We start from the raw sequence: 24015 nt of genomic DNA, 5'->3' as shown, positions 1-24015 counted from the left end.
GAGTTGACGGCCTTGATTGACATCATCGGGCCTTCGAAGGTCGACATCCCGTAGAAGGCGATGGCCATGACCATCATGCGGATGATCGGGTCGGTGCGGAGCTTGTCCCAGGCGCCCGAGAGCGTCATCAGGCCGTTTATCATGCCGCCCCACGAGGGCATCCAGAGCATGATCGAGAACACCATGCCGAGTGTCTGGGCCCAGTCCGGCAGGGCGGTGTAGTGGAGGTGGTGCGGACCGGCCCAGATGTAGAGAAAGATCAAAGCCCAGAAGTGGATGATCGACAGCCGGTAGGAATAGACAGGTCGGTTGGCCTGCTTGGGCACGAAATAATACATCATGCCGAGGAAGCCGGCAGTGAGGAAGAAGCCGACCGCGTTGTGGCCGTACCACCACTGCGTCAAGGCATCCTGGACGCCGGAGAAAGCTGAATAGCTCTTTGAACCCACGAACGAGACGGGCATCGATAGATTATTGATCACATGCAGCATCGCGATCGTCACGATGAAGGACAGATAGAACCAGTTGGCGACGTAGATGTGCGGTTCCCTGCGCTTCAGGATGGTGCCGAGGAACAGGACGAGGTAGGCGACCCACACAATGGTCAGCCACAGGTCCACATACCATTCGGGCTCGGCGTATTCGCGGCTTTCGGTGATGCCGAGCAGGTAGCCGGTTGCCGCCATGACGATGAACAGCTGATAGCCCCAGAACACGAACCAGGCGAGATCGCCGCCGAACAGTCTGGCACGACAGGTGCGCTGCACGACATAAAGCGACGTGCAAAGCAGCGCATTGCCGCCGAAGGCAAAAACCACGCCGGAAGTATGCAAAGGCCGCAAGCGGCCGAAGTTGAACCAGGGCTCGATGTTAAGATCCGGGTAGGCAAGCTGCAGCGCGATGACCACGCCGACCAGCATTCCCACCACGCCCCAGAACATGGTGGCGATGGCACCATAGCGGATCGGCCCATCCATATAGGCGGACGGATCGATTGCTGTGGGAGCTGTGAAGCTCGTGTTTCGAAGAAGGATGGTGATAAAGCCAAGCAGCACGATGAGCAGCACCCACATGTGCTGCCGAAAAGGTTCGTCCACACCAAAGCCGGCAGCCACCACCGCGACAAAGGCGAAAAGGCCCAAAGCGACGATTTCTGTGCCGAACTTCATGATATGTCCCCGAGGTCGGATTCCGATGCGCGGACGCCAATCCGCATCGATACCAATTCAGCAGTCTCCCAATCGCCGCCTTGATCCATGTCAAAGCCATTTGCTTTTGGATTGGGCAGCTTTGATCTCGCAAACGATCAGGAGGCTGTCCTTGAACAGGGAGAGGGAACCGTCGCGGTTGGAAACAGTCCGCGACAGTTCGATATCCGGCAGAGAGGCGGTTCCAGCGGCGTTGATGAAACGCGCGCATCTGGACAAGCTGCAGCTCTGTGATGCCCTGGAAAGAATCGCCGACACCTTGCCGAATGTCGACCGCCTGAAGTGCCTTGGCACAGCCAACGCGATCGTCCCGTTGTTGCGCAACATTCATCAATATGAAGAGACGATCATCTTTCCCGCCTACGAGGCCTCTGCCGCTGGCAGCGATGCCAACCTTGCCTCGGTCCGACGGCTGCGCGCCGAGCATGTCGAGGACGAGTGCTTTGCCGGTGAGGTGACTGAAGTCCTGCTGGCGATCGGCCACGGCGAGAGGTTGCAGAACGCGGAAGCCGTCGGGTTCATGCTGCGCGGATTCTTCGAAAGCTTGCGCCGGCATATCGCGTTCGAGCGGGAGCACGTCTTGCCCACGATCGGGATGGCCGACGAGCACTAGGCGCCTGAACGCCGCTCCAGCCGGCTCAAGTTGTCCACGCTCACGTGCCGATTGTTCTCGATCCGGATCACGCCGTCCGTTCGCAGCCTGGTCAACTGGCGGCTAACCGTTTCGATCGTCAGGCCAAGGAAGTCGGCGATGTCGGCGCGTGTCAGCGGCAGGTCGAAACTCGCCGACCTGGCGGCTGGATCAATCGTGGGATCGATGTTCTTCGCGATCATCAAGAGAAAACTCGCCACCTTTTCCGAAGCGGTCTTGCGCCCCAGCGTCAGCATCCAGTCGCGTGCATGGTCGAGCTCGTTCAGCGTTTGCTTGAGCAGGCGATGCTCGAGCTCCGGTGATTCCTTCAGCATCCGTTCGATAGCCGCTTTTGGAAATGAGCACAGGGAAACAGCTGTTGCGGCTTCCGCGTTGATTGCGCTTTCCACCTTGAACGGCCGTCCCAGAAAGTCGGGCGCAAACTGGAGGCCGACGATCTGCTGGCGACCATCGGAAAGGCTCTTTGTCAGCTTCACCACACCCGAAAGCACGTTCGAATAGCTGTCGACGGTCTCTGCGTCGCCGATCAGTTCGAACCCGGGGTCAACGCTGTGTCTTGATGAGGTCCTGGCGAGTGCGACCAACTGGTCGGGATCGAGCGCACCGCAGATACCGCGATGCCGTGCCTCGCAAGACTGGCAAAGTACTGGACTGCCGGAACTGTGAACATCTTGGCGCACTGTCATCATGATCGTCCGAACATTCAAAGTACCGGCAAGATAGCACCGGCGGCTGCAAATCTCTTGCGGCCGTTTGTCCGCGGAGGGCCTTGACCGAAATCAAGGCGGCGATGGGGACCTGCAGCCAGGATTCAACTTTGTAAGGATAACGGAAGGCGACATGCGACCGGAATTGGCTGCCAGACTCGGCGAGAATGTGCCCCGCTACACCAGTTACCCGACCGCGCCCCATTTTCACGCGGGCGTCGATGCCGCCGTTTGTCGTGGCTGGCTGCAGGCCCTCGAAAGTGGCGGCGGGATCTCGCTCTATCTGCACATCCCCTATTGCGATAGACTCTGCTGGTTCTGTGCGTGTCATACCAAGCAGACGCGCCACTATGAGCCGGTAACGGCTTATCTGCGCTCGCTATGTGCGGAGATCGCGACGGTTGCGGGTCTCGTCAGCGGCAAGGGGCATGTCCGCGCAGTCCATTTCGGCGGCGGTTCGCCCACCATGCTGAAGCCCGAGGACATGGTGGCTCTTAGTGCGTTTGTGCGGGACAGGTTCGACTTTGTCCCGGACACGAAAATCAGCGTCGAGATCGATCCCAACGACATCGACGAGGCGCGCCTCGATGCACTGGCCGAAATCGGCATGACCAGGGCAAGCCTTGGTGTGCAGGATTTTGACCCGAAGGTGCAGAAGGCGATCAACCGCGAGCAGAGCTTCCTGCAGACCAAGACAGTTGTCGACGGAGTTCGTTCACGCGGCGTCGGTTCCGTCAATCTGGACCTGCTCTACGGCTTGCCGCACCAGACCAGCTTGAGCGTCTGTTCCACCGTAGCGCAGGCGCTGACCCTGAAACCAGACAGGATGGCGCTGTTCGGCTACGCGCATGTGCCCTGGTTCAAGAAGCACCAGACGATGATCGACGAAGCGTGGCTACCTGGCCCCACGGAGCGGTTGGCCCAATCGCAACTCGCTGCGCGAGCGATTGTGGACAAGGGATATGAAGCGATAGGGCTCGATCATTTCGCCAAGCCAAGCGATGCGTTGGCGCAAGCAGCCCGTACAGGGACCTTGCATCGCAATTTCCAGGGCTACACCGAGGATCGCTGCGAGACACTGATCGGGCTTGGCCCTTCATCCATCAGCCGTTTTCGCCAAGGCTATGTGCAGAACATGCCGGCGACCGCGGAGTACAGTCGGATGGTTGCAGGGGGCGGACTGGCCGCGGTGCGCGGCATCGCGTTTTCCGATGATGACTGCGTCCGCGGCTGGATCATCGAGCGACTGATGTGCGATTTCGGCTTTTCGGCGATCGGGCTGGTAGAGCGCTTCGGCGAGCGTGGCCAGCGGCTCCTTTTCAAGGCAAGTTCCCTGGCGATTAACGATCCGGCCCGGTTGCTGGAGCTCGATGGCGACAATTTCGTCGTCCCGGCGGAAAGTCGCCCGTTTGTTCGCAGCATCGCAGCAATGTTCGACGCTTATCTTGAGAGCGGCAAGGGCAGGCATTCGGTGGCAGTTTGAGCGCTGCCGCGGTCAGAAATGCTCGCCGGCTTTGAACGGGCCGATCCGGGTCCCCGCCGCGATCAGGTACGCGGTCGACCAGCCTATCAGCAGGAATCCGTTCACCCCCTCAAGTGCCGCCAATATGCGCCATGCGTGAGCGGGCACGATGTCACCGTAGCCGACCGTCGAAAAGGTGATGGTGGAAAAGTAGAGTGCGGTTTCGAAATCGGCGAAGATATCGAGCAGCCGATAAAGTCCGGCCCAAACCCAGACCTCCGCCGTCATCACGGCGAAGAGCCCCATCACCACGCTGATCATCGCGACGGTTCGGCTGCGGTGCCCATGCATGCGAAATCGCGCCACCAGATGTCCCATCGCGCGGGTGACTGCAATAAGGCCAAATGTGTGAATTACTATCGTCAGGCTTATGACGATCGTACCGACGAAGAGGTTGAGAGCCATCCAGGGAAATTAGGAAATTCGAGCCAAGCTTCCTTGCGCGAAGTCAATCCGGCCGGGTTTCGCCGATGCCTGCTGGTTCGCCATACCCGTCACAACGGGAGCGAGACGAAAGAACATCGCCAGCTTCAGGCTTGTCGCGATCCGTTCAGCGCGGTCGACGAACACCGTAGCCGTTTCCGGGACGAAGAGTTCGACCGCCGTCTGCCGGAACAAGGCCGCCGGCGACCCATGCATGATTTCGTCCATCGTCGCATCGTCGCTGAATTTGCGTTTTATGCCGCTTGCCCGCGTTTGGAGAGCGACATCCTGCTGCTGGTTTCACGGATGTTCGTTGCGCTGAGGCAAACAAGAAGCAGTTCGGCCTACCTCACGCCTGAACGACGCAGATCGTCGACCGCGTCAGGAATCTCTTCTCCCGCCCATTGTCGAGCGAGAACATGCCGCCGCGGCCAGGCACCACATCGATAACAAGATTCGTATGCTTCCAGGCCTCGAATTGCGAAGCTCCGATGTAGAACGGCGCGCCTTGGATGTGGCCGAGCAACACATCGTGATCGCCGATGATGAAACCGGCACGTGGATAGCACATGGGCGACGAGCCGTCGCAGCAGCCGCCGGATTGATGGAACAGCACCGGTCCATGCTCGGCAACGATCTCCGCGATCAGTTCGAGCGCTGCCGGCGTTGCCGTGACTTTCGCATGCATGGCTTTTCCGATTTTTACCCTGGGGCGCGGCCCCGCGCGGGGCCGCGCAGTAGACGAAAAGACGATCAGAAGAAGCCAAGCTTTTTCGGGCTATAGCTGACAAGCATATTCTTGGTCTGCTGGTAGTGGTCGAGCATCATCTTGTGCGTCTCGCGACCGATGCCCGACTGCTTGTAGCCGCCGAAGGCCGCATGCGCGGGGTAGGCGTGGTAGCAATTGGTCCAGACCCGGCCGGCCTGGATCGCGCGGCCAAAGCGGTAGGCGCGGTTGCCGTCACGCGTCCAGACACCGGCTCCAAGGCCGTAGAGCGTGTCGTTGGCTATTGCCAGCGCGTCCTGGTCGTCCTTGAAGGTCGTGACCGAAACCACCGGTCCGAAAATCTCCTCCTGGAAGATGCGCATCTTGTTGTTGCCCTTGAACACCGTGGGCTTGACGTAATAGCCACCCGCCAGGTCACCCGGCAAAAGATTGCGGGTGCCGCCGGTCAAAACTTCCGCGCCTTCCTGACGACCGATGTCGATGTACGACAGGATCTTTTCCAACTGCTCGGACGAGGCCTGGGCACCGATCATCGTCGCCGGATCGAGTGGATCGCCCTGCACGATTGCCTCGACACGCTTGAGGGCACGTTCCATGAACCGGTCGTAGATCGACTCGTGGATGAGGGCGCGGCTGGGGCAGGTGCAGACTTCGCCCTGGTTCAGGGCGAACATGACGAAGCCTTCGATCGCCTTGTCGAAGAAGTCGTCGTCCTCGGCGACGACATCCTTGAAGAAGATGTTGGGCGACTTGCCGCCCAGTTCCAGCGTGACCGGGATCAGATTCTGGCTGGCGTATTGCATGATCAGGCGGCCCGTCGTGGTCTCGCCTGTAAAGGCGATCTTGGCAATGCGCGGCGAGGAGGCGAGCGGCTTGCCGGCCTCGAGGCCGAAGCCGTTGACGATGTTGAGCACGCCCGGCGGCAGCAGATCGCCGATAAGATCGGCCCACAGCAAAATGGCGGCCGGGGTCTGCTCGGCAGGCTTCAGGACCACGCAGTTTCCGGCGGCAAGTGCTGGTGCAAGTTTCCAGCAGGCCATCAGCAGCGGAAAGTTCCATGGGATAATCTGTCCGACCACGCCGAGCGGCTCGTGGAAATGATAGGCGACGGTATCGTCGTCGATCTGCGAAAGGCTGCCTTCCTGACCTCGTAGGGCGCCGGCGAAATAGCGGAAATGGTCAATGGCGAGCGGCAGGTCGGCCGCGGTCGTTTCGCGGATCGGCTTGCCATTGTCCCAGGTTTCGGCGCACGCGAGCAGATCGAGGTTTTCCTCCATGCGGTCGGCGATGCGGTTGAGGGCGAGCGACCGCTCGGCCACGCTGGTGCGGCCCCAGGCGCCCTTGGCGGCGTGTGCGGCATCCAGAGCCGCCTCGATGTCATGGGCATCCGAACGCGCCACTTCGCACAGCAGCTGACCGTTTACCGGCGAGTGGTTCTCGAAGTAGCGGCCGGAGTGCGGCTCGGCCCATTTGCCGCCGATGAAGTTGCCATAGCGCTTGTCGAACGGCGCCTTGACCGCGCGTGAGAATTCTACCTTGTTCATGTGTCTTCCTCCCAAAGTCGACGCCGCGGGATGCGACGTTTGGGAAGGGAGATTTGCGATTTTCGCCTTTATTGTCACCGTGGCGAGGACAGTAGCCGGGCGCGGTGTGTCGCAGAATTGCGACAGTCATGTGAGGTTTCGAATGGTCAGTGGGACCTGTGGACGTCTAGGCGGTTGAGCTTGCGGTGAAGCGTCGCGCGGCTGATGCCAAGGGCCTGAGCCGCAGCCGATACGTTTCCGTCTGCTCGCGCCAGCGCCCGCTGGAGAACGCCGCGCTCCGCCTCGGCGAGAACTTCGGGGCCGCTCTCAGCCCAACCGAGCAGATCGGCCGCTGGCATCGGCTTGTCGAGACAATGTTGGGTAATTCCAAGCGCCAGGCGAGCCGATCGGGTCGCGCCGACCACAAGGTCATCCGCATCAACCGCGATCAGCGCGCCGGAGCCCTTGTCGGTCACCGGCGCCAAAAGAATTCGCGCCTTGGGAAACGCCATCCTGAAGTTCTCCGCTTCGATCCGACGCACCGCATCGACCACGGCCACCGAGATAAGACTGGCGAAGGCCTCGGTCAGATCGGCCCGGCAGGAAGACACGTCAAGCGCAGCCACAAGATCTCCCCGGTGATCGTAGATCGGGGCCGTGGTGCAACTCAGCCCCGTGTTGCGCGTGTGAAAGTGCTGGTCGCGATGGATTGTCAGCGCTCGCTGTTCCACCAGGCAGGTGCCGATCCCATTGGTGCCCTGGCTTTCTTCGTTCCAGACGGAGCCCGTCCACAAGCCCCACGAATGAAAAGTTTCGTCGTCTACGGGCGCGCCGCGCCGTTCGACCGGCACGCCGTCATGATCGGCGAGAAGCACGCAGCAGCCAACGCCGCCGACAGCAAGATAGAGACGGTCCAGGCTGGATTGGGCGGCCCGGACGAGCGGTCCAATACGCTGCCGGGCCTCGAGCAACTCCAGCTCCGTCAGGTAGCGTGGCGGCCTGCAATCGGCGGGATCGAGCCGGTGCAAACTGGAAGAGCGTCGCCAGGAGGCGACCAGCGCGGACTTCGCGGCGGCGTCCGAAGCGATCGCGGCCTGAATGCGGTCGGCATGACGACCGGACAAATCCTCGTGCATGCTCATCCTCCCTTTCAGCTTCTGGAGCAGCCTGCCTCAAAACACGCAACATTGGCATAGCACCAGGTTCCGCCTTCAATCACCACACTGTCAATTCGACAGAAGCACCAGAAGGGACATCCTCTATGTTCCCGTCAGCTAGTGGTGTTTGGCAGTTCGACAGTCATTCTTGCCAGTGCACCTTTCGGTGTCGGTGCCCCAAAGCCTACAAGCACGAATTAGGAATTCATTGATCGAGGGCAAAGACGAACCACTGTGTTCAGCCGCCGTACCGTGCGGAACAATACGGGAAGGTTTCTGGTGTTGGCCCCACGAAGCAAGGATCAGATCCGGGCTCGGGTTCATCAAAATCAGTGCTATCAAAGCGTGCTCGCCCGGCACCAGTTCAAAAGGAAGCATCGGTTGCGCGCTGGCGATTCCGCAGTTCGCGATCCTGTCGTCCGATGCAGCCGGCTCGGAGACCATTAGTCCGTGAGACGAACTCGGCCTTTAGGTCATACTAAGGATGAGGTCGAACTAGGAGGGGGCGCTAACCGCTAGATTGGGACCGTTCGGCTCGTGAGCGAATAAAAAGGCACGAGTTTCGCCGGGAAATCGCTCTGGACTTCATGGAATACCTTGTGGCACATACGCGGCCCAGGAGCCACACAGGAGTCGCGAGGTCTCGAAAAGACCGCGTCCCGGCTTGGTGGTTGAATGCGGGTGTGGTGGAATTGGTAGACGCGCTGGACTCAAAATCCAGTTCCGAAAGGAGTGTCGGTTCGAGGCCGACCACCCGCACCACGTTGCATTTCGTAATCAGGACGTTTGGTTTCAGTCAGGCTAGCCGGCCATTCGTATCGCGGCAGGTGCGCCACTTACCGCCGGAAGCGCGGCGTCCAGCGCTCGACCAAGTTTCCTCTTCGTCCTCTTCATCCGGTTCATCGTCCTGGCGATCTTCGGTGAGACGAGTGCCGTGAGAACCATTCCGTACCGTCCCAGCCCGACGGATTCTTCGGAGAGTTCAGCCTTGGTCATGCCGCCGAGCCGATCCCTGACGTCGGCGGCATCGGCGACACGTTCGCCGCCGAGCACGCGGCCGGGCTGTGCTGCGAAGCGGACGGTCGCGGTACCCGACGGCAGGGGCGGGCCTTTGCGCAGCCAGTCGAGCTTGGGGAGGGATTTCATCGCCTCTGAGAGGAAGCAGTAATCCTTCCTTACCCCACGCACTAAGGCGTGCCGGGTCGCGGTCTCACGGGCGATGCGCCACCAACCTCCGCCGTCAGCGCTGGTATAGCCGAACCGGACATTCCCCGGGTTGAGGCGCCGGTCGCGCTCGGCTATGCACATGGCATGACAACGACCGATGATATTGTCAGGCCGCTTTTACTTACCGCCGGCCTTATTGTCCGCTTCTGGCCGCAACTGCTACTTCTGGGCGCCATCGGCTATGTAGCGCGCGACCTCCTGCTCAACGCGGCAGTCACGGTAGGCCTCGTCAATCCTCTCGGCGGGATGGTCGTGCTTTCGCTGGTGGTGTTGACCAAACTTCTGGTCATCGTCTCGATGTTCGCCGCCCTGCGCCCGGGACTGCCGGCACTCGCCTCGCTCCGCCAGATGTCGGCAAGCGGAGCGCAACAGGAGAAAACGTCCCGGCCCGCCGACCACTTGCTGGCGGTGACCGCCGCCGCCATTTTGCCCTTCTTCGCCTATTATGCCGCCTGGGGATTCCTCGGCGACAGTGTGCGCGAATATTCGCGGCTGGCGCTCGAACGCATTCCGCTGGGCGAAAGCGCCAATATTTTCGGCCTGCTGCGCTCCAGCGGCCTCATTGCTTCCATTGTCGGCTGCTGGTTGGTCCGCTGGTTCGCCAAACGCATGAACAAACGCGCGCGCCGGCCTTACTGGCGGCTGCTCGTCGTGGCGGCGGATGCAAGCTGGATTTTCATCGGGCTCTACGCGCTCGATATCTGGAAGGACGAGTTCATCGCTTGGATCGGGGCCAGCACGCTGCGCAGCGAACTCAGCATGGACGCAGGATCGCTTGTCCTGTCGATCGCCGCTCACGCCGGCGAACGCTTCACGCCGGTCGAGTTCAGGCAGCCCGGCACCCTGGACCAGGCGCAAAGCCTGTTCTTCTACGCACTTCTGCCAATGGTCTGGCTGGCCATGGCGGCGATCATCAACGGCTACGAACTGACGGCCGCTTCGGCAGCGGCCGCGCCGCCGCCGTCGCGCGGATCCACCTGGCGCAAATGGTTGAGCGACTTCATCACGCATTTCCTCGGCGGGTACCGGTCGCGCTATGCGCCGATTTGGACCTGTCTCAAGCTCACGCTCGGCGCGGGGCTCGCGACCCTACTCACTCTCGTCGTCGCCTATCGGCTGATCGGCTGGCTTGGCGCCTGGCTGTGGTTCGGCGCGACACGGACGCTCGGCGCACCAGACCTCGCTACATGGCAGGTCGTCTTCAGCGTCGCCAGCATGTTCATCGGCAGTCCGAGCGACCTCGATGGCGGTATAGTGCTCGACGCCTTGAGAATCGCGCTGCTGGCGGCGGTGCTTGAACATGCGGTGGCGGCGCAACGGCAGCCGCTGGGGGTGGCTACCTGAAGAGCAGATGGCGCGGCCTGGCGTTCGCCAGCGTGACCCACAGCACCAGGCCGCTTGCCGTCGCCGGAATGACGAAAGTCTCGGCCATGCGCGCCGTGCCGCGTGTGCCGGCACCCTGGAAGGCCGGCCCGCCGCAACGGGGCTTGTCGGCTGCCTCGGGATACATCTTGCTCACGACGGGCGGGGTCAGGAAGGCAGGCAGCCAGCGGCGGCCTTCGGCGTCTATGAGCACGACCGCGCAGGGGCTTTCTGCGAGGAGATTGGGATCCTCGATTCTCGCCTCGAATTCGGCCAGCACCACGGCTTCATCGGCCGAGCCGCCGGGCAGACGCGACAGTGTGGTCAACCGCCATCCGGCCCCGGCATAAGGCTGCGACTCACCCCTGTCGACCGCGACCGGGTCGCGGTCGCTGCCGGACCGCCATGCCTCCAGGCTTTCCCAGGAATGCACCAGCACTGCGACCGGCAGGGCGAAACCCAGCCCAGCGAGGCTCAGCCAGTAGCGGCATCTTTCGGCACGGGAAATGGCCTCCGCCATCAATCGGTCTCCAGCATCCAAGGCGTCGGTGCATCGCTTCGGCGGATCGTCACGGCGCTGCGGATGTCGCCCAGCGCAAGTTCGGTGATTGCCACCCGGACCTCTTCACCGAGTGGCGTGAATGCCGATGGCGCGACCAGCACGGTTCCGCCCGCAAGGTCGCTTTCCCGGACTTCGAAAGCCATGAGCACAGGCTTTGGCAGTCCCGGCTCCAGCCGCTCTGCCGCTAGCATTGCCGGCATGGTGGAAATGCGCTGGCTGAGGGAATAGCGCACGCCGCTTGGGCCGAGCCATTCGGCGGAAGTCAGGGTCAGGCTCTCGCGTTTTGCTTCGGCCGCGGCCTCGACCAGGACCCAGACATCGGAAGTGGTGTAGGTCCGGGTCTGGCCAAAACGTTCGGTCCTCACCGTACGCGCAAGATGCACGTCGCCGACGGCCAGCGCGAAGACGCGTGCATCCGTGCGCTTACCCTGCTCGCCGGCAATCGAGACAGGCGAGGTGATGTCGCTGTAGAGCGGAGTGGTCCGCTGCATGGCGTAGAGGATCGCCGCCGCGAAGATGATCGCGCCGGCTTCCTTGAGACCTGCCCTCATTGCGCCGACCCGGCCATTTCGGTCTTTACCGGCAAGTCCACGATCGCGACCGGATCGCGGTCGAACCAGCCCGAGGCTCCATAGAGATTGTCACGCCGTTTGTAGATCTGGCTGCCGACCACGACATGCAGGTCCTGCGGCAGCGGCCGCGCCGCGGGCCACTCCCAGGCGGCGATCATGCGTTCCGGTATGCCCGGATGGACGCCGCTTGCGATCCATTTGTCGCGTGCAAGATAGAAGGCCGGCGCCGGCAAGTCCGCGATCGGCGGGTCGATGTCAAACATTGACGCGAAGACGTTGCTGGTCGATGCCGAGCGGTTGTCGAGATCGAATTCGATCATCAAAAATCTCTTCGGCTGCGACGACTCCATTCCTGTCGGCGGAACCGAGCCGGTTCGGGCACCGTGAAACGTAATGATCCAGCGCCCGGTGTCGATAGGCTCGCCCGCCGCGACCGTCGGAGTTGGCTGCGGGTTGGATGCTTCATACACAGTCATTGCGAATGACGCGGCGGCCGCCGCGAGGCCACCAAGGCCGGCGACGAGAAACGCGAAAAGACGCTGCCGCAAAGTCGATCGCTGTCCGACGGACATGTCTCCTCCCGCGAACTATCCACCAGACCCGAGCTCCGGATGCAACCTGGAGAGGTAAACTATGCGGTAACATTATGGCACAACGCGAAACAGCTTCGTCTTGGATCGTGCTGCAGCCCGGCCCCGCCGCGACGCCTAGAGCGGTTCATTCGTTTCACGGAAACGCCGAACCGCTCTATCTCTTTGTTTCTGCGCAATTCCGGACGGAAAAACCGTTCCACACTTTTCCTGGAATTGCCTTAGCGGAGGGCCGCCACGACGTCGGCGAGGTCGGGCCGCTTGCCATTGCCGGCGCGGCGCAATTGCACCTCGACGGGCTTGCCGTCGGATTGGTCGCAGTAGAAGATGGGCCCGGGCCGCACCCATTTGTCGCCCCACTCGGTCAGCGCGATAATCACCGTTTTGAATTCCAGCCCCTTTCGGGTCAGGACGTATTCGGCCTGCTCACCGGCGGCGCCCGGGCGACGATCCATCAAGCCGGCTTCGACAAAATCCTCGAGGCGCTTGGCCAGAATGTTGGTGGCGATCCCCAGGCTCTTCTGGAATTGCGAAAAGCGCGTGTAGCCGCCGAATATCGCGTCGCGCAGGATCAAGAGGCTCCAGCGCTCGCCGACCAGTTCCAGGGCGCGCGAGGCCGAGCAGTTCTGTTTTTCATAGAGACGACCAAGCATGGTGTGAACATACCCTGTTGACTTGCATCATGCAAGTATGCATTGTGCTTGCATGATGCAAGCGAAAGTGGTCGCTCAACTCATCGCCCGAGATTTCGGGTGTCCATCAATCATCAGATCCAGACAGGAGATATGTCATGAAAAAGCAAGAAGATTACACGACGTCATTTGTCGTTGAGCAAAGCCCGCAAGAGGTCTTTACGGCGGTTGTCAATCCGCGCGCCTGGTGGTCCGAAGACATCGATGGCGATACCGAGAAGCTCGGTGCGATATTCTACTATCACTTCAAGAATATTCACCGCGGCACCTTCAAGGTCACGGAGCTTGTGCCCGGCAAGAAGGTTGTCTGGCATGTCGTTCAGAACTACTTCAACTTCGTCAAGGATACGACAGAGTGGACCGGCACGGACGTGGTCTTCGATATCGCGCCGACCGACAAGGGAACCAAGCTGCGTTTTACCCATGTCGGGCTGAAGCCGAGTGAAGAATGCTACGACGTCTGCCATGATTCGTGGCGCTTCTATGTCGCGAGTCTTCGCGACCTGATTTCGACGGGCAAGGGGCAACCCAACAAAGGCGAAGAGAACGCCAATCCGACGGTCGTGCCGCGAAACGAGAACATCGGCCTCGAGCGCAATGCGGCAGGCGATGGCGCCGAGATGATCGTCATGACGACGGCAGCGGCCAAGCCCGGCATCGAGAGCAAAGTGCGGGATGCCCTGCGGGACGTAGCGGGGGCGGCCCGCAAGCAAAGCGGATGCATCGACTACAGCGTCTTTCGCTCGGAGGCAGAGCCCAACGTTACCATCTGCGTCGAGCGCTGGGCATCGAAGCAGGAGCGCGACGCTTTCCTGGGCTCGGCGGACGCGAAGAATTTCGTTTCGGCCATAACCGGCGCCTTCCTGGAGCGTCCTTCGCCCATCTCCTACACGAGACTGGAAGTCGGGTCCTAGTCGCAAGGGTTCGCCCGGCGACGGCGCCGGCTGCCCTGCAGCAGTGCAAGGGGGAGACGGCGTCCAAGCATGGAACAGAAAACTACAACATGATGCAAGAACTAATAGCTTGCATTCATGCAAGCAGGAGGAGAGATCGCCGTGCCGAAATCGATGGAAGTCACAGACAAAGCCGTTCTCGTGACCGGGGCCAACCGCGGCCTCGGCAAGGCGCTTGTCGAGGAAATATTGAAGCGGGGTGCGAAGCGCGTCTATGCCGGCGCGCGCAAACCGCTCGCCCACGCGGATCGGCGTGTCACGCGGCTGATCCTGGACGTGACCGACACGGCGCAGATCGGGGCGGCTGTCGAGCGGATCGGGTCTCTCGATATCCTCATCAACAACGCCGGCATCGGGCTCCATGACGACCTTGGCGATCGTGCCGCGCTCGAGCGACACCTCGCCGTCAACCTGCTCGGCGTGCATGGCGTAACCCACGCATTGCTGCCGCTGCTCACGCTTTCGCGCGGCGCCGTGGTCAACATCCTGTCGGAAGCGGCTCTCGTTCCCTTCCCGATTATTCCCTCCTATTCGCTGTCGAAGGCCGCCGCGTTCTCCATGACGCAGTCGCTACGTGCTCTCGCCGGGGCTCGTGGCATGAGCAGAGACGCCGACATACCGAAGAGCTCCGCGGAGAGCGTCGCGAGAGGTATTCTGGACGGCATGGCGCGAGGGGAGGAGGAAATTTTCCCCGATCCAAAATCGGCATCAATGGCCGAGGGCTGGCGCGGCAGCGCGTTCAAGGCGCTCGAACGCCAGATGGCGGCTTTCGTCCAAGCCATGCCCGCCAAGCCATAGGGCGGTCGCCGCCGCCATCGCGAGCAACATCATGCTGTTGAACGCAACTTCCCCGTTTTCACCAGCGGATCACGACGACTTTCTCGGTCCCGTTGGCGAGTTCGACAGCTTCGGTGCCGTCCGGTTTGCGGCTTTGGATTCTGGCGCTCCCGACAGCTTCAACGCCAGCAACGTTGACTGCGAAGGCTTCATCGATTTCTGCGGCACAGACCAAGGTGTCCGGCGGCAGGTCCTTTATTTGATCCAACAACTCGCGAAGCTTCATGGCCGAATCTCCTTGCGACGGCAGGACTGAGGAGCAGCACGCTTTCGCCGCACATTCGGAACCATGTCCCTTGAGAAAGGTTCCCGATGAGGCGGAGACCCCGCAATGGGACGCGCACAGCGATCCGCCCGTGGCGATGTGCTCGCGCCGTACCAAGCATCTCTCTCTAATCCTCCTAACGCTGCCGGCGCAATTCCTTGTTGATCAGGCCGCCCGCCGCTAGCCCGACTGCCATCACCGCAAAAGTCGCCGCAATAGATCGCTTCGACAGCACCGTCTCCCAACCCGGTGTCAGCCGCTTCGGCACAAGGCCATAATCTGTTGCCGCGGCGATCGCCGCTGCCGCCAATGCATCGCGAAATATCAGAAGCCACGGACGCGGCGGCCTCGAGGCGAGCCATAGTTCGAAGAGGAATGCCCAGAAGATGGAGGACGCGTGATGCGTGCCGTAACCGACGAGCGTGTGCGCCACGTCACCGCGCCGTACCGACGCAGCCTGTTCGCCATAGAGCCAGTGGCTGGTCGAATTCGTGGGCTGCAGCGCGCCCTTGCCTTCCCGCCTTGCGAGCAGGGCCAGCGCAGCTGTCGTGGCGAAGCTGACGATCGTACCCGAAACGGCTGCGGACAATCCTGTCCGGATCAGACTTCTCACTTGGTCCTCCGTCGCCCGCGGTCGGCTCCCTGGAACGGCTTCTGTCACCCCGCGGCGGGATCGGGTCGTGATTGCCAAACGGCAAAACGAGTCCGAAGTTCCGGGCACGGACTTTTGCTTGGAAGTTATCCCAGGAGCGTCCTCTGGGAGACGTCTCGAGGGACGCTGCCCTTCCTGGCAAGCTCGGATCGTAGCCTGAGCTATTACATCGGCCCCGGCACCATCTTGGTCGGCTGCTCCGGCATCGGAAACGCATAATCGTCGCATTTCACGTCCGGGTTTGTCGGGCTGAACATTCCGAGCGGGTTTTCCTTGAACAGCCAGGCGTGAAGGTCGTAGTGGTGGAACTCCTTCGGAATGAGCGGGTAATGCCCTTCCATCGGCCCCTGGAATGTCTGTCCGAAGAGCTTCGGCGGCTCCTTGGTGTCCGGCGTCAAGGGCACGAGCCATTCCGCGCCGACCAGGCGCAATTCGTTACCGACCGGCTCATAGATCAGCACATTGGGACGCGTTGGATCCGCGGTCGGGCCGACAGTCGTGACGTTGACGAAATGGATGCCCATCGCGCCCTTCGGGTAGTCCATCGCTCCCTCTATCTTTTCGCCGCTATAGAAGACGCATCCAACTGTCGATAGATAAAGCTCGCGAACGGCAACCTTGTAGTCTTTATACCTGGACAGCGACTGACGCAGGGCATCGATCTCGGCCTTGTCGGGTTCGGCGGCCCGAGGAGTGGCGGCGTTCAGGCACGCGCCAGCGAGACCTGCCAAGGCGACGATACCGAGACGCCTGAGGTGAGTAGTTTTCATCATGCATTCCTCCCAGATTTTTTTCTTCTGACCGTGCAGGACCGAGGCGGCAAGAATGCTGGACGCGCGGCCGAATTTGATCGCCTCATCCCGGTGGGACTGCCTCGATGCTAATCCTTTCCGCTGATCGGGAGAATTAACCCTGACGACCTAGGCCCGGGCGGGCCTTGGTGTGGAGACGGCCGGGCCGGGACCCACTTTGGACCGATCCACTAGCGCCGGCGCAACAGGCTCCTCATCCGGTTGCGCAGCAGGCGGGCCATGTTGCGGGTCTCGCGGTATAGATGAAGCTGCGAGGCGGCCTGGCGGGCGGGGCGGTCGGCATCCGGCGTCAGCCCGATCACCAGCGTCCCCATCGGCTTGCGTTCGGACCACAACCGGCTCATCACTGGATGGTCGGGCACCGCGCAGGAATCGGTCATCGTGATGTTGGGGTCGTCGAGATGCTGCCTGGTCACCTCGATCATCAGCAGCGTACCCGGCGAATAGGCGGCGAGCGTCTCGTCATAGGCGGTCTTCCAGGTGTAGGCGACGCCGGCCTCGACAAAGACGATCAAGCTGGCGATGGTGCGGTCGTCGAGCGTCAGCGAATGGATGCGGCACAGATCCTGCTCGGCCAGCCGGTGCACGGCCTCGCGGGCGAAGGCGGCGCGGTAGCGGTCGATGGCCATGGCGGTGCGCTCGCGGCCTTTCCAGCCGGCGGCTTCCAGTGTCAGGAAGCGTTCAATGGCATGGCGGATATTTTCAGGTCCGCGCGCCACGACATGCTCCAGCCGGCCGAGGTCGGCGAGGCGGCGCTTCAGGCGGCGGAATTCGCGATAGTGGTGTGCACGCAGCGAAGCCTTCAGATAGTCCTCGCCGTCGAGCTCGCTTTCGAGCACCGGGCGGTCGGCCTTGCCGGTGGTTACCAGGGTCAGGCCGCGTGTCTCGGCGACGCTGGCGAGCAGGCTGGCCACCGGACCGTCCAGCCTTATATCGGGCAGCACGAAAACCTTCGGCAGCTTCAGATGCGGCCTCGACAGCATCGAGAAGAAATCCTCGATGACGCCGACCGGATCGTCGCGGTCGACCAGCGGCGTGCCGATCGGGCCGAACGGGCTCGACCAGGTGCGCATCACGGGAACCCCGAGCGGCACCATCGGCCGCTCGACCGAGACCGGCACCAGCAGGCGCAGCCGGTTGCGATACTGGTCGCCGTCGCGGATGACCGCCAGCCGCACCTCGCGGTCCTCGAGCCTGGGCATGGCCGGCGCCAGGAAGCGCGGATTGAAGAAGACGTTGGGCTCGATCGTGCGGGTGCAGAGATAGTCGAGTTCCTCGACCAGGTCGAAGCCGGCGGAGGCCGGATAGATGGCAAGCTTGCGCTCGGGCCGGTTGTTGGCGAGGATCTCGACATGGGCGGGATCGGCTTCGCGGGCAAGCCCGGCAAGGCCGGACACCATGGCGCCGGCCGGGCCGCCGCTGGTTTCCTCGAGCAAGGGGACGGCAGCCATCAGGCGGCTCCTTTGGCGGGCACGAAAATGAGCATGGCGATGCCGAGCTTGCGCCAGACCGTAAACGACAGCGCGCCGGCCTCGAAGATCATGGCGAAGACGGTGGCCATCGCCGCGCCCCACAGGCCGAACAACGGGATCAGCACAACGCTGAGCGCGATGTTGAAGGCCAGCGTCATGGCATAGACGGCGGCACAGATATTCTGGTTGCCGCTCATGGTGAGCAGGCTTTCGCAAGGGCCGACGGCGGCCCGCGCGACGACGCCGAACACCAGCAGGAACAGCAGCGGATAGCCGGCGGAAAATTCCGGGCCGAACAGGGTCAGCATCGGCTCGCCCAACGCCAGCACCAGCAGCGCCATCGCCAGCGACGGCCAGAAGGTCCACGACACGGTTTCGCGGGCGAAAGCGGCGAGCTTTTGCGGCTCGCCATGGGTGAACTGCGCATAGCGCTGGGCGACACCGGCCTTGACCGCGAAATAGACGAAATGCACCAGCGCCAGTGTCTTGACCGTGGCGAAATAGACGGCGACGTCGTTGGGATCGAGATAGGCGCCGACCATCAGCACGTCGGCATTGGTGAGCAGGAAGAAGAAGCTCTCGACCAGGAAGATCGGCAGCGAGACGATGAACCATTGGCCGAAATGCAGCTTCATCGGTCCGGCCGGGATCCTTTTGTCCATACGCGAGGTGACGCCGACGAGCTGGCCGAGCGTGGTGGCATAGGTGGCGGCGATGGCGGCGAAGATCGCCGTCTTGGCGTCGGGCGCGTAGCCCGCCAGCAGCATCAGCGCCATGAACGCCAGGATCAGCAGCGGTCGCACCAGGAATGTCGGCGACAGTGCAAACAGCGCCCAGGAATTGGCCCGCGCCAGCCCTTGCAGAAGGTCGGACATGGCGATCATCGGCAGGCAGATGATGCCGAGGATGAACGGCACGACGTAATAGTTTTCGACATAGGACGACAGCAGCCAGACGCCGAGCGCGCCGAGACCGGCGATCACCGTCGAGGCAACCAGCACGAACAGCCGGCTGGCCTGCACGATGCCGCGCAATTCGGCCATCATGCCGCGCTCGCGATATTCGGGGATGAAGCGGATGATCGAGGTGTGGAAACCGAGGCAGGCGAGATTACCGACGATGACCATAGTCACCCAGACAAGCACGAAAATTCCATATTCGAACGAGCCCATCCAGCGCGCCATCAGGACCTGGCTGACGAAGGCGATGACGGCGCTGACGATACGGATCGAAAAGGCGATCAGCGACATGCGGCCGGCTTCGCCGCGCGCGCCGGCGGTGAACAGCACGGCATCGATCAGGCCAAGCAGCGGCCTGATGCGCAGCGCAAGGCGCTGCGGCAAGAACCGCCCGGCTGTCGTCGCCGCGGAAAAGCGCACCCCGATCACACTCCGTTTTCCGCCTCTTTTCTGGCTATGCGTGTAGCCAAGACAGATTAAGAAACGGTTGGGTGGGAGGAGCCCTTCGCCCCGTTCACGGCAAGAAGATGCGGCGCAGTAGGGCCTGAGAGTTCTCGTGAACCGGCGCGGCCCTCATCGAACGAATGGCCCGCCCGCTTGAACGGAGAGGACCGTACCGCGCGTCTCGCCATGGACCGTGACATGGTCGATGGCGGACCGGCTGATGCCGATGTCCTTGAGCATGCAATCGGGCAGTGCATCGAGACGGCGGCGGTCGCGGCGCGTGCGCCAGCCGCGCGCCATTTTTGCGAGAATGGTCAAGATCCCGCACCTCCGTGGTCTTGTCGGCGGGCAGGCAGATCTTCCCGCCCGTTCTGCGAATCGCCTGCGGCCAGCGTGGTGAAGATCCTGAAGATGGGCTTCCCTGCGGGCGGCACGAAGGGCTGCGCCAAGGGGGAATGTGCGTTCAATCGGCGCGGCATGAAATCGTCCTCTTTCCGTCGATCGCACCCGGTCCGGACGCGGTTGGACATTGAGCCACCCGAAAAAGCGCACGCCCAATTGGCTGATCGCCAACACTGGTGCTGTCCCTCCTTCGGGCCACCTTCTTCCCGATATGACGGGGTGAAGGAAGAGTGGCCGCCTACATACCCTTCACCGGTTCGCACGACACGTTCGGGTTCATGTCGGCGAACGCGCCGGTCGGGTTGCCCTTCCAGGCCCAGACATGCGGCTCATAGAACGGGCCGAGGCCATAGCGGTTGGGCGCGCTGTTGAAGTTGAACAGATGCCCATCGAGTGAGGCTGGGCCTTTCGAGGTGATGTATTCGACCGCGATCAGTTTCAGTGTGCCGTCGGCCATTGGTTCGTACATCACGGCTTCAGGCTTGGCGACATCGACCGCGTCGTCCTTGAGGTAGCCCGGATTGACGTAGTGGATGCCCATGGCGCCGCCGGTGATGCCGCTGGCGCAGGGGATTGGCGCATAGCCCTCGGCGGTCGCCGCGGCCACATTCTCGAAGCGGCTGTTGGCGGCGCGTACCTTGTCGGCCAGTGGATTGCCGTTCTTCGCGTGGGTCGCGGTGGCGGCGATCGACAGGATGGCCAGGGCGGCGAGGCGCCCGGTGCAAAGATTGATGTTCATGTGTTGCTCTCCGGTTGTTTGAGGACGCGCGGGTCCGCTCGACGCTGCGGCGTCCGTTGGAATTTTTGCGAAACAGGTCATTCGTCCTGTTTTGTGCCGGCCGTAATGGTGCGGCCGTGTCCGCGGCTTGTTTCAGCCCGTCGAAACGGCGCGGCGCTTTAATGGTCCCACCAATAATATTCCCAATACTCGCGCCGCTGCTCGCGGTCGGGCAGGCCCATGTCCTGCCTCAGATAATCGTCTTTCGGGGGCAGCTGGCGCCGCCTGCCCAGCAGATGCGAAGGCAGCGCCGCCGCGATCCGCCATAGACGGCTCGACAGGGAACCGCCGGTGTTTCCCATGACAGGCGCCGGTTCGCCGACCGGCATGCCATCAGGCACATCGCCATCGCCGCGAAGGGCAGTTTGATGCTCATCCTCGCCATTCGAGGCCTGCCAGCGATCAGCGATAAAAGTAAGGGTCAAGAACCCGCACCTCCGTGATCTTGTCGACGGGCAGCGAATTCTTCTGGGCGGTGCTGCGGATCGCTTCGGGCGAGGGCGCGTCATAGATGCAGAAGCTGCGCTTCTTGTCCGGCGACACGTAGGACTGCAGCCAGGTGACACCCTTTTCGGCATTGCGCATGACGACACCGCCTAGCGCGTCGGCGCCGGCTTCGTTCATCGGCACGTTGAGGCCGTCCGGGAATGTGCGTTCAATCAGATAGCGAGGCATCGAAGCCTTCCTTTCTCAAATGGGTCGCGCCCGTTCTGAGCGCGGCTCGACATTGATCACGCCCGGCAAGAGCGCACATCGGAACCTTTCCCCATTTTTGGCGGGACGATTCCCTATGTTGGCAGCGTTAAGGGCGGGATATGTTGGCGGTCCATTGCGGATCCGCCTTTTCTGCTAACTCGATCTCCGTGAGCGAATGATGCTTCTGGAACGGCAGATACAGCTAGCGCGACTCGACGGGCTGCTGGCCGAGGCCGGGCGCGGCCGTGGCTGCGTTGCGGTGCTTGCCGGCGAGGCGGGGGCCGGCAAGACGGCGCTTGTCGAGGCCTCTATCGGCCGGACTGCGCAAGGCACTCGTATCTTGCGCAGCGCCTGCGAGGATCTGTCGATACCCGATCCGCTAGGGCCGCTTTACGATCTGGCGCGGGACGCGCAATGGGCGCTGCCGCAAGCGATCGATCATCGGCAAGGGCAAAGGCTGCCGCTGTTTTCCGATGCACTCCAAATCTTCGAGACGAAGGCGCAGCCGACCCTGTTGGTGATCGAGGACCTGCACTGGGCCGACGACGCGACGCTCGATTTCGTCCGCTTTCTCGGTCGGCGAATCGCCAACACCCATATCCTGCTGCTGCTGACGGCGCGCACCGACCGCAGCGAGAGCCAGATACGGGTGCGTCGCGCGCTCGGCGAGATACCGGCAGGCAGCGTCGCGCGCATCGACGTGCCGTTGCTCAGCGAGGCGGCGGTGCTGTCGCTCGCCGACGCGGCGGGGCGCGACGGCGATGCCATCTACCGGGCGACGGCGGGCAACGCCTTTTTCGTCACCGAGCTTTTATGCAGCGGATGCGAGGAAAGAACAGCGCTGCCGGCAAGCGTGCGTGACGCTGTGCTGGCGAGGGCCGAGCGCCTGTCGGCCGGCGCCCGCTCGATGCTCGACGCGGTGTCGGTGTTCCCACGGCGGGCCGATGCCTGGGCGTTGCAAGGCCTGTGCGGCGTCGCCAGTGCCGGCCAGCTTGCCGAATGCGTCGCCAACGGCTTGCTGGAGGATTTGGGCGATGGTTATGCGTTCCGCCACGAGATCGCCCGCCGCGCCATCGAGGCTATGCTGACGACGAGCCACCGGCGGCAGTTCAATCAGCGCGCCCTGACCGCCTTGCTCGAGAACGGCGAGGTCTCTACCAGCCGCCTCGTGCATCACGCGGTCGAGGCACACAATCTGCAGGCGGTGCGCGAACTGGCGCCGGTTGCGGCGCGCGAGGCCTCCCGCGTTGGCGCCCATCGCGATGCGGCCGGCTTCTACGAGGCCGTGCTGCGGCAGGCCGACAGCCTGCCGGTGGAGGAGCGCACGGCGCTTTATGAGACATATGCCTTCGAGTGCCACTTGATCGGCAAGATCGACCAGGCCGTCGCCGCGCAGGACCAGGCGCGGCGGCTGCGTCAGGCCCAGGGGAATACGGCGAAGGAAGGGGATTGTCTGAGATGGCTGTCGCGCTTCGCCTACCTGCTTGGCGACCGCAAGGCGGCTGACGCCCTTGGCGAGCAGGCGGTTCAACTGCTGGAAACCGCGCCGGCGGGGCCGGAACTCGCCATGGCCTATTCCAACCTCTCGCAACTAGCGATGCTGGCCGAAAGACTCGATGACACGCTGCGGCTCGGCAACAAGGCGATTGCGCTCGCCGAACAGCTGAACCGGCCCGACATCGTCTGCCACGCTCTCAACAATGTCGGCAGCGCCGAGCAATGGCTGGATCTGGCGAGCGGACGGCTGCACCTTGCCCGCAGCCTGGAGATCGCGCTGGAGCAGAATTTTCAGGAACATGCGGCGCGCGCCTTCACCAACAGCGCCTGCAGCGAGATGAACCAGCTCGGTTTTGCTGACGCGCGCTCGTTCCTCGATCGCGGCATCAACTATTGCGTCGAAAACGACCTCGTGACCTGGCGCGATTATATGCGCGGCGTGCTGGCGCAGCTGCTGCTGCGCCAGGGGCAATGGGAAGAGGCTGCAGCCGAGGCACTCGAGGTGATCGCCAACGAGCAGGCGACGATGCTGGTCCGCCATCCCGCCGTGGTGGCGCTGGCAAAGCTGCGCATGCGGCGCGGCTATCCTTCCGCGGAGCCGCTGTTTGCCGAAATGGCGCGGTTCCTCGAAAAGGGATCGGAATTGCAGCGGCTGGCGCCCTATGCGGCATTGATGGCCGAGCGGGCATGGCTTGGCCAGGGCGACCGGGACGAGGCGCTGGGGCTGATCGCCCTGGCCGAGAGCCTGTCGACGACGCGGGCGGTCTTCGGCGAGCTGGCAATGTGGCGGCAGAAGCTGGCGCCGGGCGTCGATCCCGGCGATACCGCCGGCATGGCCGCGCCCTACCGGCTGCTGCTTGCTGGCGATTGGCGGGCGGCGGCAGGACTATGGGCCGGGATGAACGCGCCCTACGAACGCGGGCTGGCATTGGCAGAGGGCGACGAAACCGCGCAGCGCCTAGCGTTGGAGATATTCGAGAGCCTCGGCGCCAGGCCCGTCGCCGGCCACCTGCGCGACATTATGCGCCGCAACGGCGTCAGCAACATTGCAAGGGGGCCCCGGCAAACGACGCGTGCCAATCGTGCCGGCCTGACCCAGCGCCAGATGGAGGTGCTGCAACTGATCGAGCGCGGCTTCTCCAACAAGCGGATTGCCGAGCAGCTGACGATTTCGCCGAAGACGGTCGATCACCACGTTTCGGCGGTTCTGGGGAAACTGGACGCGGTTTCGCGGGGTGAGGCAACGGCCGCGGCACGCGATTCAGGGCTGGTTTGAGATCAGCGAGCAAGAGCCGGCGATCCTTTGCGCCCCCCTCTGGCCTGC

Annotated in this window: 27 protein-coding genes and 1 tRNA gene; 7 read left to right on the top strand and 21 right to left on the bottom strand. The window is 62.7% G+C overall.

Going from position 1 to position 24015, the window contains the following annotated elements; all coding sequences use genetic code 11:
* A partial coding sequence (locus tag AC0L2P_RS26835) for a cbb3-type cytochrome c oxidase subunit I (RefSeq protein WP_473505588.1) occupies positions 1-1169 on the bottom strand: 1169 nt, incomplete at its 3' end.
* Between the two features lie 235 nt (positions 1170-1404).
* Between AC0L2P_RS26835 and AC0L2P_RS26830 the strand changes: the two genes are divergently transcribed.
* A complete protein-coding gene (locus tag AC0L2P_RS26830; protein WP_473505586.1) occupies positions 1405-1821 on the top strand; it encodes a hemerythrin domain-containing protein in 417 nt (138 codons plus the stop codon).
* Here AC0L2P_RS26830 and AC0L2P_RS26825 read toward each other — a convergent pair.
* Positions 1818-2546, bottom strand: coding sequence for a Crp/Fnr family transcriptional regulator (locus tag AC0L2P_RS26825; RefSeq protein ID WP_473505585.1), 729 nt, complete (start codon positions 2544-2546; stop codon positions 1818-1820). The two genes, AC0L2P_RS26830 and AC0L2P_RS26825, sit on opposite strands and share 4 nt — an antisense overlap.
* Positions 2547-2700: 154 nt before the next feature.
* Between AC0L2P_RS26825 and hemN the strand changes: the two genes are divergently transcribed.
* Positions 2701-4050: an oxygen-independent coproporphyrinogen III oxidase gene (gene hemN / locus AC0L2P_RS26820; RefSeq protein ID WP_473505583.1), complete on the top strand. Its 1350-nt coding sequence runs from the start codon at positions 2701-2703 to the stop codon at positions 4048-4050.
* Positions 4051-4062: 12 nt separating this feature from the next.
* On the opposite strand, the gene AC0L2P_RS26815 is transcribed toward hemN, so the two are convergent.
* From AC0L2P_RS26815 to AC0L2P_RS26795, 5 genes are all read right to left on the bottom strand, one after another.
* A complete protein-coding gene (locus AC0L2P_RS26815) occupies positions 4063-4350 on the bottom strand; it encodes a potassium channel family protein (RefSeq protein ID WP_473505581.1) in 288 nt (95 codons plus the stop codon).
* Positions 4351-4503: 153 nt separating this feature from the next.
* Positions 4504-4740: a hypothetical protein gene (locus AC0L2P_RS26810; RefSeq protein ID WP_473505579.1), complete on the bottom strand. Its 237-nt coding sequence runs from the start codon at positions 4738-4740 to the stop codon at positions 4504-4506.
* A gap of 121 nt (positions 4741-4861) precedes the next feature.
* A complete protein-coding gene (locus AC0L2P_RS26805) occupies positions 4862-5200 on the bottom strand; it encodes a DUF779 domain-containing protein (protein ID WP_473505577.1) in 339 nt (112 codons plus the stop codon).
* A gap of 65 nt (positions 5201-5265) precedes the next feature.
* Positions 5266-6783: an aldehyde dehydrogenase gene (gene adh / locus AC0L2P_RS26800; RefSeq protein ID WP_473505575.1), complete on the bottom strand. Its 1518-nt coding sequence runs from the start codon at positions 6781-6783 to the stop codon at positions 5266-5268.
* Positions 6784-6929: 146 nt separating this feature from the next.
* Positions 6930-7898, bottom strand: coding sequence for a helix-turn-helix domain-containing protein (locus tag AC0L2P_RS26795; RefSeq protein ID WP_473505573.1), 969 nt, complete (start codon positions 7896-7898; stop codon positions 6930-6932).
* A gap of 698 nt (positions 7899-8596) precedes the next feature.
* On the opposite strand from AC0L2P_RS26795, the gene AC0L2P_RS26790 reads away from it, so the two are divergent.
* Positions 8597-8681: transfer RNA gene (locus AC0L2P_RS26790), tRNA-Leu, on the top strand.
* Between the two features lie 39 nt (positions 8682-8720).
* Here the strand turns inward: AC0L2P_RS26790 and AC0L2P_RS26785 are convergent.
* Positions 8721-9065: a hypothetical protein gene (locus tag AC0L2P_RS26785; protein WP_473505571.1), complete on the bottom strand. Its 345-nt coding sequence runs from the start codon at positions 9063-9065 to the stop codon at positions 8721-8723.
* Between the two features lie 165 nt (positions 9066-9230).
* Here AC0L2P_RS26785 and AC0L2P_RS26780 point away from each other — a divergent pair, with 165 nt between their 5' ends.
* Entirely contained in the window at positions 9231-10490 is a 1260-nt protein-coding gene (locus tag AC0L2P_RS26780; RefSeq protein WP_473505569.1) for a hypothetical protein, read from the top strand.
* On the opposite strand, the gene AC0L2P_RS26775 is transcribed toward AC0L2P_RS26780, so the two are convergent.
* The 4 genes from AC0L2P_RS26775 to AC0L2P_RS26760 all read right to left on the bottom strand — a co-directional run bounded on the left by AC0L2P_RS26775 (position 10483) and on the right by AC0L2P_RS26760 (position 12885).
* On the bottom strand, positions 10483-11028 hold the full coding sequence (locus AC0L2P_RS26775; protein WP_473505567.1) for a hypothetical protein: 546 nt from the start codon (positions 11026-11028) through the stop codon (positions 10483-10485). The genes AC0L2P_RS26780 and AC0L2P_RS26775 overlap by 8 nt on opposite strands.
* Positions 11028-11621 (bottom strand): hypothetical protein, encoded by a 594-nt coding sequence (locus AC0L2P_RS26770; protein ID WP_473505565.1) that lies wholly within the window; start codon positions 11619-11621, stop codon positions 11028-11030. The genes AC0L2P_RS26775 and AC0L2P_RS26770 overlap by 1 nt, the downstream gene beginning before the upstream one ends.
* Entirely contained in the window at positions 11618-11962 is a 345-nt protein-coding gene (locus tag AC0L2P_RS26765) for a hypothetical protein (protein ID WP_473505563.1), read from the bottom strand. The genes AC0L2P_RS26770 and AC0L2P_RS26765 overlap by 4 nt, the downstream gene beginning before the upstream one ends.
* A 491-nt stretch (positions 11963-12453) precedes the next feature.
* Complete coding sequence (locus AC0L2P_RS26760) at positions 12454-12885, bottom strand: winged helix-turn-helix transcriptional regulator (protein WP_473505561.1); 432 nt, start codon at positions 12883-12885, stop codon at positions 12454-12456.
* Positions 12886-13022: 137 nt separating this feature from the next.
* Between AC0L2P_RS26760 and AC0L2P_RS26755 the strand changes: the two genes are divergently transcribed.
* Both AC0L2P_RS26755 and AC0L2P_RS26750 read left to right on the top strand, forming a co-directional pair.
* Positions 13023-13838 (top strand): antibiotic biosynthesis monooxygenase, encoded by an 816-nt coding sequence (locus AC0L2P_RS26755; protein WP_473505559.1) that lies wholly within the window; start codon positions 13023-13025, stop codon positions 13836-13838.
* 141 nt (positions 13839-13979) lie between these two features.
* Positions 13980-14675 carry an SDR family NAD(P)-dependent oxidoreductase gene (locus AC0L2P_RS26750; RefSeq protein ID WP_473505557.1) on the top strand — a complete coding sequence of 232 codons (696 nt, stop codon included), beginning with the start codon at positions 13980-13982 and terminating at the stop codon, positions 14673-14675.
* 58 nt (positions 14676-14733) lie between these two features.
* Here the strand turns inward: AC0L2P_RS26750 and AC0L2P_RS26745 are convergent, their stop codons facing one another.
* From AC0L2P_RS26745 to AC0L2P_RS26705, 9 genes are all read right to left on the bottom strand, one after another.
* Positions 14734-14940 (bottom strand): sugar phosphorylase, encoded by a 207-nt coding sequence (locus tag AC0L2P_RS26745; protein ID WP_473505555.1) that lies wholly within the window; start codon positions 14938-14940, stop codon positions 14734-14736.
* A 175-nt stretch (positions 14941-15115) separates the two neighbouring features.
* Positions 15116-15592 carry a hypothetical protein gene (locus AC0L2P_RS26740; protein ID WP_473505553.1) on the bottom strand — a complete coding sequence of 159 codons (477 nt, stop codon included), beginning with the start codon at positions 15590-15592 and terminating at the stop codon, positions 15116-15118.
* 203 nt (positions 15593-15795) lie between these two features.
* On the bottom strand, positions 15796-16401 hold the full coding sequence (locus AC0L2P_RS26735; RefSeq protein ID WP_473505551.1) for a hypothetical protein: 606 nt from the start codon (positions 16399-16401) through the stop codon (positions 15796-15798).
* 212 nt (positions 16402-16613) lie between these two features.
* Positions 16614-17894: a GNAT family N-acetyltransferase gene (locus AC0L2P_RS26730; protein WP_473505549.1), complete on the bottom strand. Its 1281-nt coding sequence runs from the start codon at positions 17892-17894 to the stop codon at positions 16614-16616.
* Positions 17894-19294 (bottom strand): lipopolysaccharide biosynthesis protein, encoded by a 1401-nt coding sequence (locus tag AC0L2P_RS26725; RefSeq protein WP_473505590.1) that lies wholly within the window; start codon positions 19292-19294, stop codon positions 17894-17896. The genes AC0L2P_RS26730 and AC0L2P_RS26725 overlap by 1 nt, the downstream gene beginning before the upstream one ends.
* 153 nt (positions 19295-19447) lie before the next feature.
* Positions 19448-19636, bottom strand: a complete 189-nt coding sequence (locus AC0L2P_RS26720) for a YjiS-like domain-containing protein (RefSeq protein WP_473505547.1) — start codon at positions 19634-19636, stop codon at positions 19448-19450.
* Between the two features lie 322 nt (positions 19637-19958).
* Positions 19959-20459: a hypothetical protein gene (locus AC0L2P_RS26715; RefSeq protein WP_473505545.1), complete on the bottom strand. Its 501-nt coding sequence runs from the start codon at positions 20457-20459 to the stop codon at positions 19959-19961.
* Between the two features lie 158 nt (positions 20460-20617).
* Complete coding sequence (locus AC0L2P_RS26710; RefSeq protein ID WP_473505543.1) at positions 20618-20923, bottom strand: hypothetical protein; 306 nt, start codon at positions 20921-20923, stop codon at positions 20618-20620.
* Positions 20901-21173, bottom strand: a complete 273-nt coding sequence (locus AC0L2P_RS26705) for a DUF4242 domain-containing protein (protein WP_023677971.1) — start codon at positions 21171-21173, stop codon at positions 20901-20903. The genes AC0L2P_RS26710 and AC0L2P_RS26705 overlap by 23 nt, the downstream gene beginning before the upstream one ends.
* Positions 21174-21372: 199 nt before the next feature.
* On the opposite strand from AC0L2P_RS26705, the gene AC0L2P_RS26700 reads away from it, so the two are divergent.
* The gene (locus AC0L2P_RS26700; protein ID WP_473505541.1) at positions 21373-23967 is read left to right on the top strand and encodes a helix-turn-helix transcriptional regulator; all 2595 of its coding nucleotides are present in this window, start codon (positions 21373-21375) and stop codon (positions 23965-23967) included.
* Positions 23968-24015: the final 48 nt, after the last annotated feature.

The organism is Mesorhizobium sp. WSM4836, from assembly GCF_055811815.1.
This window is presented reverse-complemented; position numbering and strand designations above follow the sequence as displayed.